Raw genomic sequence first — 12,912 nt, forward strand, 5'->3', positions numbered from 1 at the left:
ATTCAGGTAGTAGATTAGCAGATGAGCATTTTTTAGATGCAGTAGGCTTACAAATACTTTATAATAAAGCTAATGAGTATTATATAAAACTTGATGCAGCTAGAGCATTACATCAATATAAATACGATGATGAGCATAGAATGAAATTGTATTTAAGTGGTGGGGTGTATTTTTAACTACCACTTAGAAAATACACTCTAGTAGCTAAATCTTTAAAAGCTTTAGAGTGGATTAGACCTTGACAAGCTTTGGATTTTGAAGTGCTTGCAAATTCACTTTGACTAAAAGCATTTAAAGCCTCATCTAGTTGAGTTTTTATACTTTGATTTTTAGGATCTTTCAAAACTTGATTTTTTAAATCTGCTATATTTTGGACTTTGCTTTTTTGAGCATTATCTACTATAAACGCTAAAAGTAAAATGCTTTCTTTATCCACAAAAAGCACTTTAAAACACTGCTCATCATTTCCTACACTAAAATCAAGTTCTTTGGTGGAATTTTGCAAAGTTGATAAATCTTCGTTTTTTACATTTGCTACATTACTCATCAAAGCTATGCTTGAAAGACTTTCATTTTTTAGCACATAAGCACTTATATCATTGATAAAAATTTTTAAATTTCCCAAAGCTTGAGCTGTGCTTGCTTCATCTTTACTTGTACTAAATTTTGGCAGAGCAACTGCTGCTAAAACCCCAAGTATAATTACCACAAACACAAGCTCTATAATAGTAAAAGCCTTTTTCATAATACGCCTTGTAAGTTTTTTACTTTAGGGCTTATAAGATCATCTTCAATACTTACAAATTCTTTACGCTCATAAGCTTCACAAGCTGCCCTTGCTATCATCAAAGCATTGTCTGAGCAATACTCAAGTGGAGCTAGCAAAAGCTCACATTGATAGCTTTGGCATAAATGCTCTATTTGACTTCTTAAGCTTAAATTTGCACTAGCTCCACCCACTATGCCAAAACGCTTAAATTTATACTCTTTAAAAATTTTTTCTAACTTATTTAAAATATGAGCTATGGCTGCTTTTTGAAATGCAAAGGCGATTTTGCTTTTACGCTCTAAGCTTAACTCTTCTTTTAAAATTTCCAAACGCACTTGGTTTTTAAGTCCTGAAAAACTATAAGCTAAGTCTTTAGAATGAAGCAAAGGTATGCTAAATTCTAAATCACTTTCTTTTACATTTTTAGCTAAATTTTCTATGATAGCCCCACCAGGATAACCAAGCCCCATCATCTTAGCTACTTTATCAAAACTTTCTCCAAAGCTATCATCATTTGTTTTTGCTAGTTCTGTGATTTTACCTTGCTCATCAATAAAAAGCACCATAGTATGCCCACCACTTACAAGCAACACACCCATATCAAAACTAGCTTTTTTATCTAAAAACATAGAGTAGATATGTCCTTTTAGATGATTAATCGCTATAAGCGGTAAATTTAAACTAATAGCAAGCATTTTAGCCATAGCAACTCCACCTATCAAACTCACACTAAGACCAGGTTCATTTGTAACTGCTATGGCACAAAGTTTGTCAAAGTATTTTTGGCATTTTTCTAAGATTTTAGGTAAAGCCTCGCTGTGTAATCTTGCTGCAAGCTCAGGTACCACCCCACCATAAACACTATGAGCATTTTCTTGAGAAATCTTTGTATGAAAAATGCATTCAAAGCTGTTTTTATCTATGATAGCAATAGAACTATCATCACACGAGCTTTCTATAGCAAGGATTAGGCTTTTCATTGAAATTCCACTAAAATCATACCGATAAATTTGTCTTTTTCTTCTGCTTTTTCTATGGCTTTTGCAGGTATGTTTGCTTTTTTGATTTCTTTAAAATTTGTCTTTTTTTCTAAGGCTTGATCGGCTAAATTTGCATTCTTTAGCTCATAAAATTCCACTCTATAAATTTTTCTTTTTTTATCTAAAGAATAACGACTTTGCATTTGATTTTTACTTATCTCTATACCGCTTTCATCATTACCCCTATCAAAACCTATGACATTAACCCTTACACCTACAATAGAAGGAATTTTAAAGCTATTTTTTACCATGATTTTTTGAGCAAAATTTGTTTGTATATTTTTTCCATCTACTATCATTTCAACGCTTTCTAAGGCATTTGAAAATTCAAAATATTCAGGATACAATCTAGTTTGCAAGCGATTGCCGTAATTGACTGAGTATGAATTAGCATTTGAAATCACTGCTGTAATTTCATTGCTTGCTTCATAATTTAAAGCTTGGTTGGTGGGAAAAGGTAAAAAATTCACTCTATTAGCGGGTTTGTCAAGATAAAGTAAAATTTTATCATTAAAAAGTCTTACTTCCAAAGGCTTTTCAATGGCTCTATAAACCCCATTTGGAGTTAGATCAAAAGTTCTTTGAAATTCTATATTTGCCTTTTTTAGATAATACTCCACCGCCAAAAGATGATAATACACTCTTAAATGTGTTGGTAAATTTTTACTCGCTTCATTAGCAAAGGCTGCTTTGTGATTTGACACTACAAAATAAGTTAAAGCCTTTAGCATATCTTTGTCATTGCTTTCTTGGGTTTTGGTGTTTTTTAAATGATATTGATGTTCTTCTTTTACTAAGGCTTTATTGATATTTTCTACCGCTTCTTTAGCTATGCTTTCTAAGTCTGCATATTTTGTAGAATTTACCTCACTTTGATCAATAATGCTAGTGTTACCCCAGCGGTTTGGATTTTTATCTTTGCTTTCATATTGAGGTCTATAAAAACCACTTCCATCGTGCAAATTTATGACCATATTAACTTCAGGGTCTAAAATAAGCTTTTTTATACGCTCTATGGTGTGAAAATCAGGATCACTTTCATCTATATGGGCAAATTTTCTATTTAAATCTCCAAAATTTCCCCTATTTCTAGCGATAATACTTTCAAAAGCCAAATTTGGCGCAACGATAATTTTACCTTTAGTGATATTATAATCACTCAAAAGCAAGCTAGCTGCATGAAACCCACCTGGCTCATCTCCTTGTATGCCTCCAAGGATTAAAACTGTGTTATTATCATCTAAACTTTTTCCATTTTCTTTCACACTAAATTCTAAAGCAAAAACTGCATTTATAAAAATCAAAATACTTAAAAAATATCTCACTTCATTTCCTTATCTAAATAAAGCCTTACTTGTTTATCATACTCAAAAACATCTTCAATTTGGTTAATCTTTGGCACACCAAAATGATCTAATGCTTTAAAAATTCCTTTAGCTATGTCTAAAAACTGTGCTTTTTGGGCTAAAAATTGATACACCATATACTCATTTGCACTATTTATAATCACACCCAAATCAGGCTCTTTCAAAAGTTCATCTTTGAGTGAAAATATAGGATATTTTTTTAAACTAATTTTTTCAAATTTTAAACTTGGTATAGCTAATAAATCTAAATTTTCTATAAAGCTTTGATCATGCTCATCTAAAATCGCTTGAGCTATAGACAAACGCATATTTGCATGAGAAAAATACGCACTTATACCACCGTCTTTAAACTCGCACAAAGCATGCACTAAAGATTTTCTTTCTATCAAAGCATCTATTTGCTTAATACCATAAAGATGATAAGCTTCGATGATTTCAAAAAGCTTATTGCACATACTAGCACTATCTATGGTGATCTTAGCTCCCATGCTCCAGTTGGGGTGCTTAAGGGCTTCTTTTACGCTGACATTTTTTAAATCTTTGATTTTATAATTATAAAAGGCCCCGCCACTTGCTGTGATGAAAAGTTTTTTAATGTCTTTTCTTTTATCTATCAAACACTTTAGTGCTGCGTGTTCGCTATCTATAGCTTTAATCTTAGAAGTGTCAAAAAATTTTCCTGCTACTACTAGGCTTTCTTTATTTGCCAAGGCTAAGGTTTTACCAAGCTTTTGTGCCATAAGACTTGAGTTTAACCCTGCAAAACCTACTATAGCATTTACCACCAAAGAGCTTTTACACTCAGCTATCATCGCTTTTAAGCCCTCTTGACCACAAAAAATCTTATCATGATCAACCAAGGTTTTATCTTTTTCATCTTGTATACATACAAATTTAGGCTTAAAAAGAGCTATTTGCTCATTTAAAAGCTTGATATTTTTACCACAAGATAAGGCTTCTATGCTTATGTTTTTTTCTTTAGTAATAAAAAGAGTATTAACCCCTATACTTCCTGTGCTTCCAAGTACGATCATACTAAAGTTGCCATTGCAAATGCTGCAATGATAACAGCATCAATTCTATCTAAAACTCCCCCATGTCCTGGGATTAAATTACCACTATCTTTAATGCCTGCTTGTCTTTTAAAATAGCTCTCAAGCAAATCCCCTATCACAGCAAAAATAGCTACGATTAAAGATATATAAATACTTTTTACTAAGCTAAATTCAAAAGAACCTATAATAGTTCCTAAAATCCCTGCACAAACTATGCCACCTACAACCCCTTCTAAAGTTTTATTTGGGCTTGTTGGAGAAAAAGCTCTCTCGCCAATTAGCTTTCCTATAAAATACGCCCCACTATCACAAGCAACGACAATCACTATAAGCCAAAACAATACAAACATACCCTCATAGCTTAATACTTGATAAAGCATTAAAATAGGTAAAGTAGGATATATATAAGGCATAAGCTCATTTAAATTTTCACTTTTTTTATAAACTAAATATCCCAAAATCAAAATCAAAGCCATAAGACCTATAAAGAAAGGTTTATCTAAAAATGCTCCTATTGCAAAAATACACAAAGCCACAAAGGCACTTGCATGTTTGCTTTTAAACATAGCTTTTGCCTCATTAAATGCCAAAAACAATAAAACACCAAAAATAGCAAAATTAATCAAAAAATTATCTACTAAAGCAACAACAGCTATTACAGCTATCATCACAATAGCACTAAGAATTCTTGTCTTTGAAAACATTTTTATCCTTTCTATATACTTAAATCAAGCAAATGAGAGCTTTTTTTAACCACCTCTTGCTCTTTTTCTTCTTGTTCATCTTTTTCTTCTTGTTCTTGATGATGTTTAGAATGCTTCTTTTCTTCCTCTTGCCTTTCTTTTACCTCATCACTTACTTCGTGAGTTTGATTAACTTTTTCAAGTTTTTCAACCGCCTTTTCTTTTGCTTGAAACTCACTCATATTTACCAAAGTCGCAAAAGAGTCTTTTGCTAGTTCATTGCTCACTTGTGCTGAATGTACCGGTGCATTTTGGTTAGCATAATTAACGCCACCTATGGGACTTATAGGCATATTTACTCCTTTAAAATGCTTATAGTCTTATAATTTGTATAATTTACAAAAGCCTTCTCTCTAACTTTAACAAAATTCTTGCTCGTATAATCGACCAAATAAGTTCCAGAGCTTAACTTGGAAAATTCCACACAAAGCTTTGCGGCAAATTCTAGCACTAATTGACTTATTTTTAATTTATTTGAAGTAATGATCACATGCGCACTAGGATAATCTTTCACATGCAACCAAATATCATCTTTTTTAGCTATTTTTAATAAATACTCATTAGCTTTTTCATTGCGTCCTACGCTGATTTTAAACTCATCAAAATAAAAGCTACTAACCCCTGCATTTAACTCTTCTTTTTTGGTTTTTTTACTTTTTTTAGGCATTAAAACTTCTAATTCTCGCAAAGAAGCGCTTTTAGTGATTAAATCTTTTAAATTGATTAAAAAATCAAGTTTTTCACTTAAAATTTCTCTTTCTATGTTGATATTTTTAGCCTTTTGTTTTAGCTTTTTAGCCATTTTGTAAAATTCATTCGCACTGTTTTTAGGTGTATCTTCAAGCTTAAAAGCAAGCTCATTTGCATTAAAATCTTGCAGAATAAATTCTCTTTGATAATCTTTTAAAGAATTTAAATTAGCAAATAAAACATCTGCTTTTTGGCTTAACTCTTGAGCTTTTTTTAATAAATTGCTTTCTTGTTCTAAATTTTCTATACTCTCTTTAAGGGTAAAAATTTTTTTATCTACATTTAAAAGTTTATTTTCTTTTATATCTTTTAAGCGCTCTTGCTGTAACTTTTTAGCACTTTCTTTAAAATACACATTAAAATCATCAATCTTTACAAATTCTTCTTTGATCTCATAAGCTTTTAAAGCTTGGAGTTTTTCACCTATTTTTACAATACGATAACTTTTATCTATATGACGCAAAGCTTCTATGATAATATCATTAGTATCTGTAATGATGACATTGGTGTTTTTTCCTGTAAATTCAAAATAAATCTTAGCCCCATAAGCTTTGTAAGATTTTTCTGATAAAACTTCAAAAGATAAAATTCTATTATTTTCTAATACTTCTAAATTTAAAATCTTTGCATTAGAAAAGTATTTTTTTAACATAAAATCAAAAGGTGCATTATAAGCTTTTGCTTGGAGCTTATCTTGGTAAATTCCACTTTTTCCACGTGTTAAATCTAGTATAAAAGCTTGATGATCTAAGCTAAGCTCTAAGATATTATCATCAAGACGTTTGAGATAATTTAGCCTTTGAAATTGTTTAAAATAATCTTTTATTTGTATTAAATCTGTATATTTCATAAATGTATTATAAAATATTTTGATGAATTTATGAGGTTTTTATGAGTGAAAAAATTCCCTATCCTTGCGTGATTTTATGTGGCGGAAAGTCTTCACGCATGGGAGAAGATAAAAGCTTATTGCAAGTAGATGATAAAAACTTAACTCTTTATCAATATGAAAAAATGTCAAGAATTTTTAATCAAGTTTTTATTAGCGCTAAAAAAGATAAATTTCATCAAAAAAACTTAGCACTTATTTTAGATGAGGATTTAAATAACTATTCCCCACTCATTGCCTTAAATTCCATACTCAAACATTTTCAAAACACCTATGTATTTATCCTTAGCGTGGATAGCCCAAACATAAGCAAAGAAAGTATTTTTAAACTTTTTCATCATCTAAAATCACAAAATATACTCTTAGCAAGCACAGAAAAACACAAGCATTATTTATGTGGATTTTATCATGGTAGAAATTTTGAAAAAACTTTGCAATTTTTACAAGAAAATAACCACAAACTAGCTCTTTTTTGTGATACAATGAAAGCAGAATTTATAGATTTTAAAAATGAAAATGAGTTTATAAATTTAAATTATTTTAACGAATACAAAAAGTGGCTTCATGAAAAAGACAATCTTACCCATAATATGTGCTTTTAGTGCTTTAGCAAATGAAGATTTAATCAATCAAGCCTTAGAATATGAAAGACAAGGTGAGTATAAAAAGGCTATGCAAATTTATAAAAGCTTAGCTTTAAAAGATACAGCAAAAACAAAAAATTTAGAACTTTCTCTTAACAATGAGCAAAATGCAACAAAAGAACATAAAATAGATGATTTCAACCCAAGAAGCGAAGCTTTAGCAAATTACCTTGGCACAGAAAAATCATACAATCCTTTTGGTATTAGCACGCATAATCTTAGTTATTTTATGCCTGTTTCTTATAGTTTTAGCAAAAGAGATTATAAAAGCACTGAAACTAAATTTCAAGTAAGTCTTAAAAAAACTCTTTTTGAAAATCTTTTGGGTTTAAACGAAAGCTATAACATAGCTTATACACAAATTTCGTGGTGGCAGCTTTATGAGCATTCATCACCTTTTAGGGAGACTAATTATTTGCCTGAATTTTTCATCAATTTTCCTATAAGTGGGCATGGAGCTTTTGAAAATTTAAAAAATGTACGCGTTGGTTTATTACACGAATCAAACGGGCAAGATGACCCAAAATCAAGATCTTGGAATAGAATTTATCTAAGCAATGCATGGTTTTTTGGGGACTTTGTGTTCATACCTAGGGTTTGGCTAAGAATTCCTGAAAAAAGCTCAGAGGATGATAATCCTGATATAGAAAAATATTTGGGTAATTTTGATATCAATCTTGCTTACACTCAAGATGATTATTTTATCAATATCTTATGGCGTAATAATTTAAACTTTGCTAATAACCGCGGTGCAGTGGAAATAAGCGGAGCTTATAAAATCTCCAACAATGGCTTGTATATTTACACTCAGTATTTTAATGGTTATGGTGAGAGTCTTATTGAGTATAATAAATCTTCAAGCAGACTCTCAAGCGGAATTTTACTAATGTATTAAAGCAAACAAAACGCTATAACACTACCTAAGATAAGCAAAGAGCCATTAAAACATAAAAATGTTGGTATACAAGTATCTTTAATGTGATCACCTTGCTTATCTGCATTAAGCCCTACACTCACTCCCAAAGTCGTCTCACTAGCAGGCGATCCTGCATCGCCTAAAGCTCCAGCAACACCGATGATAAAAATAATCGCAGCAGGTGAAAAACCAAGCTCTATACATATAGGGCAAAATAAGGCAGCGATGATAGGAATAGTGCCAAAAGAACTGCCTATACCTATGGTGATTAAAAGCCCTATGGCTAGCATGATAAAAATAGCCAAAAAGTGACTTTGTGCCATAAAAGGCACGCTTGTTTTTACAAGCTCAGCTATACCACCACTTTGTTTTAAAACCTCCCCATACCCTGAAGCAACAAGCATTACAAAGGCTATATAACCCATAATCTTAAGCCCATCATCAAAGACTAGATTAACTTTATTATACTCTACTCCACCTAAAACCACCATCAATACAAAACCCAAAAGTCCAGATAAAGGTAAATTATGCGTTAAAATTTGCAAAATCAAAGTCAGCAAAAGACCAGCTAAAACGCCCCATTCTTTTTTACTCATTTTTAAATTTTCAAAATCCATTTTGGCAATTTGTTCTTCTTGATATTCTCTTGGTTTAGCATAAAATACAAACACAGCCAAAAACAAGCCAACTAGCATACAAATAGCCGCAAAAGCCATAGTTTGAGAAACTTCCCCTAGGCTAATTTGCACTCCATTTGAATTTAAATTATCCACAAGCAAAGTTTGAAAAATAAGCCCAAATCCCAAAGGTACCACCATATAAGGTGTGGTAAGTCCAAAAGTTAGCGCACAAGCTATGGCTCTACGGTCTATTTTTAATTTATTAAAAAGCTTTAACAAAGGTGGGATCAATAAAGGCACAAAAGCCACGTGGATAGGGATTAAATTTTGTGAAAAACAAGCAATAAATGCCAAAGAAAGTATAAGTAAGTATTTTTTATGTGAAATATAATGCGAAACTATTTTAATCAAATATGCTGTTAAATTAGTTTTTGATATAGCAGCAGCCACCGCTCCAAGTAAAATATAACTTAGTGCTGTTTGTAAATTTCCTTGCATACCGTCAATTAAAACTTTCATAGAATCCATCATAGCTTGTGGAAGTTGAGTAAAAAACTCCATCAAAGTTAAATGCTCTATATGCATAAATTTAGACCAAACGCCTACAAAAAGCCCAGAAAGCAAAACACTAAGCAAAACATTAAACCTAAAAAAACACAAAAGCGTCATTAATACAACGCCTATAAATACCGGATTAGTTAAAAGCATTACATTCCTTAAATCAAAATAATTGCACATTTTAAATAATTTTCTTTAAAATACCATTTAAGTTTAAAAAATTTAAGCAAAAATTGCAAAATAAAAGCATAAAATGATAGTTTTTACTTTAAAAAAGGATACAAATGAGAAGTGACGCGATCAAAAAAGGACATTTAAAAGCACCAAATCGTTCTTTACTTAGAGCATGTGGCTTAAATGATGATGATTTTAACAAGCCTTTTATAGGTGTAGCAAATAGCTATATAGATATCATCCCAGGACATTTTTTCTTAAATGAATATGCAAAAATCATTAAAGATGAAATCCGCAAAAATGGTTGCATTCCTTTTGAATTTAATACTATAGGTGTAGATGATGGCATTGCTATGGGGCATGATGGTATGCTTTATTCTTTACCAAGTCGTGAAATCATAGCAAACTCTATTGAAACAGTGATGAATGCACACCAACTTGATGCACTAATTTGTATCCCAAATTGTGACAAAATCACTCCAGGTATGCTCATGGGGGCTTTAAGAGTTAATGTGCCGACTATTTTTGTGAGCGGTGGGCCTATGCGAGCAGGAGTAAATAAACACGGAGAAAAAATCAGCCTAAGTTCTGTTTTTGAAGCAGTGGGGGCTTATGAGGCTAAAAAAATCAATGAAGAGGATTTAAAAGATATAGAATGCAAAGCTTGTCCTAGCGGTGGATCTTGCTCGGGTATGTTTACTGCAAATTCTATGAATACTTTATGTGAAGCTATGGGCATAGCGCTTGAAGGAAATGGAACTATTTTAGCACTTAGCAAAGAAAGAGAAGAGCTTTTAAGAAAAGCTGCTCGTAGAATTTGCGAGATTGCTCTGGATGAGCGTTTTAAAATTCGCAATATCATTACTAAAAAATCCATCAACAATGCTTTAGTTGTTGATATGGCTATGGGTGGAAGCTCAAATACTATCTTGCATATGCTTGCCATTGCTTATGAAGCGGGTGTAAATTTGGATATAAAAGAACTCAATCACATCAGTGCTAATGTGGCTCATATAGCCAAAATTGCTCCATCTTTAAATACTGTTTATATGGAAGATATACACAAAGCAGGTGGAGTAAGTGCAGTAATGGCTGAAATAGCTAAAAAACCAGGCCATATTTTAGAACTTGATACTCTAGATATTAGCGGAAAAACTTTAAAAGAGCACATTGAGAATGCTAGCATTAAAGATGAAAATATTATAAGAAAAATAGACAATGCCTATTCGAATGTAGGTGGACTTGCTATACTTTTTGGAAATTTAGCAGAGCAAGGCTGCGTGATAAAAACTGCAGGTATTATGGGTGAACGTAAATTCAAAGGTAAAGCGGTTTGTTTTAATTCTCAAGAAGAAGCCATTAAAGGAATTATAAAAGGTAAAGTTAAAGAAGGCAATGTGTGTGTGATACGCTATGAAGGACCAAAAGGTGGACCTGGCATGCAAGAAATGCTTAGTCCAACTTCATTGCTCACAGGCATGGGACTTGGTGCTAAAGTAGCACTTATAACAGATGGTCGTTTTAGCGGAGCTACAAGAGGGCTTAGTATAGGTCACATTTCTCCTGAAGCTGCAGAAGGTGGGCTTATAGCGCTTTTGGAAGATGGTGATGAGATAGAAATTGATGTGGATAATTACAGTATCAATGCAAATTTAAACCAAGATGAAATCACCAAACGCAAAGCAAACTTTAAAATGCCAAATAAACAAATAAATTCAAGATGGCTTAAAATGTATCAAAAACTTGTAAGCAATGCTAGCAAAGGCGGGGTTTTAGACTTAGAATAATTTTCTTAATTTCTTAGAGAAATTAAGAAATATCTTTTAAATGTGAAAACAAAAATATGAAAAATTATGTTAAAGTGGCCGGGAGAAAGGGATTCGAACCCCTGGAGGTGTGACCCTCAACGGTTTTCAAGACCGCCGCTTTCGACCACTCAGCCATCTCCCGAAAGAATAAAATATCAAGTGTTAACATCGCATTGGAGGCGACATCCGGATTCGAACCGGAGATCAAGGCTTTGCAGGCCCATGCCTTACCGCTTGGCTATGTCGCCTTGAGTTACCAAAAAGTGGTGCCCGAGGCCGGACTTGAACCGGCACGGAAGAAAAATTCCGAGGGATTTTAAGTCCCTTGTGTCTACCAATTCCACCACCCGGGCGGGTGATAATGGAGCGGGAAACGAGATTCGAACTCGCGACCCCAACCTTGGCAAGGTTGTGCTCTACCCCTGAGCTATTCCCGCATGTAAAATTGAAATTATATCTATTAAAGCTTAAAGATATATAAAAAATAATTTAAAATAATTTAAAAAATTACAATAAACAAATAAACTTATTAAAATTAATAATATTTTTATAATCAATATGTTATAAAACTGGATTTGATTTAATCAATTTAAAATATTGCAATGGAGGTATTTATGTTCAGCTTTAAAAGCTTATCAAGTAAATTAACATTTATAACCTGTTTGTTAATTATAGCAATTTTAACCGTAGTTAATGTTATAAACTACTATGAATCTAAAAAAACAATCAATGATTATCTGTATGAAATACAGATGAAAACAATGCTAGATGTTGCAAAGGTATATGAACTTTATGGTAGTTCAAAAAGAGCAGCAATAAACTCTCTTGGACACTCGATCTCTTCCAAGCCAAATATGCATCAAGACGAAATTATAGATATTTTAGGCACCTTAAAACAATCATCAGATTTTGAGCTTGTTTACATTGGATTTGAAGACACTGGTAAAACTTACAGATCTAACAAAGTTATTAGCGATATCACAAGTGGATATGATACTAAAAATAGACCTTGGTATAAAGAAGCAAAAGCTGCTGGTAAACTAATCGTTACCGACCCTTATGTCTCTGCTTCTAGCGGTCAAGTAACTGTAACATATGCCGCACCAATTTATTCAGATGGCAAATTTATAGGTGTTGCAGCAGGAGATTATGACCTTTCAAGGTTTTCAACCGATGTTTTATCACTAGGACACTCTAATAGTTCTTATGTTGCAGTTTATGATAGAGAAGGTGTTATAACCTTCCATGAAGACAAAGAAAGAATGCTTACTAAAAACGATTTAAGTATTAATATAGCAAATGCTGTAAAAGCTAATCCTGATTTAGTTGATCCAAGTAAAGAAGAAACCTTATTTTATGCTAAAGATGGCACAGGTAAAACTCAAGTCGCAACATGTACACAAAGCTTAAACCCTAAATATATAATCTGTTCTATCACAGAAGAATCTGTATATACTGACGCAGTAAATAGATTGTTATTTCAACAAATTATAATTGCTATTATAGCTATAATAATAGCTTTACTTCTAGTAAGATTTGCTATTATTAGAAATTTAAAACCTATTGCAATAATTACTTC

The 12,912-nt window shown here is 32.2% G+C and carries 12 protein-coding genes and 4 tRNA genes; 4 read left to right on the forward strand and 12 right to left on the reverse strand.

Annotated features, from left to right (window positions below; genetic code table 11):
* Window positions 1–172: 172 nt before the first annotated feature.
* Genes L8V79_RS07620 through L8V79_RS07650 form a run of 7 tightly spaced genes read right to left on the reverse strand, consistent with a single transcriptional unit; the run spans window position 173 to window position 6,574 of the window.
* Complete coding sequence (locus L8V79_RS07620; RefSeq protein ID WP_115646342.1) at window positions 173–745, reverse strand: type II secretion system protein; 573 nt, start codon at window positions 743–745, stop codon at window positions 173–175.
* Entirely contained in the window at window positions 742–1,749 is a 1,008-nt protein-coding gene (gene tsaD, locus L8V79_RS07625) for a tRNA (adenosine(37)-N6)-threonylcarbamoyltransferase complex transferase subunit TsaD (protein ID WP_115646344.1), read from the reverse strand. Before tsaD ends, L8V79_RS07620 begins: the two co-directional genes overlap by 4 nt.
* Window positions 1,746–3,134, reverse strand: coding sequence for a M99 family carboxypeptidase catalytic domain-containing protein (locus L8V79_RS07630; protein ID WP_263675028.1), 1,389 nt, complete (start codon window positions 3,132–3,134; stop codon window positions 1,746–1,748). The genes tsaD and L8V79_RS07630 overlap by 4 nt, the downstream gene beginning before the upstream one ends.
* Window positions 3,131–4,210, reverse strand: a complete 1,080-nt coding sequence (dxr, locus tag L8V79_RS07635) for a 1-deoxy-D-xylulose-5-phosphate reductoisomerase (protein ID WP_263672533.1) — start codon at window positions 4,208–4,210, stop codon at window positions 3,131–3,133. The genes L8V79_RS07630 and dxr overlap by 4 nt, the downstream gene beginning before the upstream one ends.
* Entirely contained in the window at window positions 4,207–4,935 is a 729-nt protein-coding gene (locus tag L8V79_RS07640) for a phosphatidate cytidylyltransferase (protein ID WP_087700494.1), read from the reverse strand. Before L8V79_RS07640 ends, dxr begins: the two co-directional genes overlap by 4 nt.
* A gap of 11 nt (window positions 4,936–4,946) precedes the next feature.
* Window positions 4,947–5,267 carry a hypothetical protein gene (locus L8V79_RS07645; protein WP_263679739.1) on the reverse strand — a complete coding sequence of 107 codons (321 nt, stop codon included), beginning with the start codon at window positions 5,265–5,267 and terminating at the stop codon, window positions 4,947–4,949.
* A gap of 2 nt (window positions 5,268–5,269) precedes the next feature.
* Complete coding sequence (locus tag L8V79_RS07650) at window positions 5,270–6,574, reverse strand: NFACT RNA binding domain-containing protein (RefSeq protein ID WP_263703148.1); 1,305 nt, start codon at window positions 6,572–6,574, stop codon at window positions 5,270–5,272.
* Between the two features lie 41 nt (window positions 6,575–6,615).
* Between L8V79_RS07650 and L8V79_RS07655 the strand changes: the two genes are divergently transcribed.
* Both L8V79_RS07655 and L8V79_RS07660 read left to right on the forward strand, forming a co-directional pair.
* The gene (locus L8V79_RS07655) at window positions 6,616–7,215 is read left to right on the forward strand and encodes an NTP transferase domain-containing protein (RefSeq protein ID WP_263703149.1); all 600 of its coding nucleotides are present in this window, start codon (window positions 6,616–6,618) and stop codon (window positions 7,213–7,215) included.
* Complete coding sequence (locus L8V79_RS07660; protein WP_263703150.1) at window positions 7,178–8,152, forward strand: phospholipase A; 975 nt, start codon at window positions 7,178–7,180, stop codon at window positions 8,150–8,152. Before L8V79_RS07655 ends, L8V79_RS07660 begins: the two co-directional genes overlap by 38 nt.
* Here the strand turns inward: L8V79_RS07660 and L8V79_RS07665 are convergent.
* Window positions 8,149–9,501 (reverse strand): Na+/H+ antiporter NhaC family protein, encoded by a 1,353-nt coding sequence (locus L8V79_RS07665; RefSeq protein ID WP_412175033.1) that lies wholly within the window; start codon window positions 9,499–9,501, stop codon window positions 8,149–8,151. The two genes, L8V79_RS07660 and L8V79_RS07665, sit on opposite strands and share 4 nt — an antisense overlap.
* Before the next feature lie 134 nt (window positions 9,502–9,635).
* Here L8V79_RS07665 and ilvD point away from each other — a divergent pair, with 134 nt between their 5' ends.
* Entirely contained in the window at window positions 9,636–11,312 is a 1,677-nt protein-coding gene (gene ilvD, locus L8V79_RS07670; RefSeq protein WP_263703151.1) for a dihydroxy-acid dehydratase, read from the forward strand.
* Window positions 11,313–11,387: 75 nt separating this feature from the next.
* Here the strand turns inward: ilvD and L8V79_RS07675 are convergent.
* From L8V79_RS07675 to L8V79_RS07690, 4 genes are all read right to left on the reverse strand, one after another.
* Window positions 11,388–11,475: transfer RNA gene (locus L8V79_RS07675), tRNA-Ser, on the reverse strand.
* 32 nt (window positions 11,476–11,507) lie between these two features.
* A tRNA-Cys gene (locus L8V79_RS07680) sits at window positions 11,508–11,581 on the reverse strand.
* 16 nt (window positions 11,582–11,597) lie between these two features.
* Window positions 11,598–11,686 (reverse strand) — tRNA-Leu (locus L8V79_RS07685).
* Window positions 11,687–11,695: 9 nt separating this feature from the next.
* Window positions 11,696–11,770 (reverse strand) — tRNA-Gly (locus tag L8V79_RS07690).
* 417 nt (window positions 11,771–12,187) lie between these two features.
* Between L8V79_RS07690 and L8V79_RS07695 the strand changes: the two genes are divergently transcribed.
* Window positions 12,188–12,912 (forward strand): cache domain-containing protein (locus L8V79_RS07695; RefSeq protein ID WP_263703152.1); only part of this gene is annotated, 725 nt, incomplete at its 3' end.

Source organism: Campylobacter sp. IFREMER_LSEM_CL2194, assembly GCF_025771685.1.
GTDB lineage: Bacteria > Campylobacterota > Campylobacteria > Campylobacterales > Campylobacteraceae > Campylobacter_D.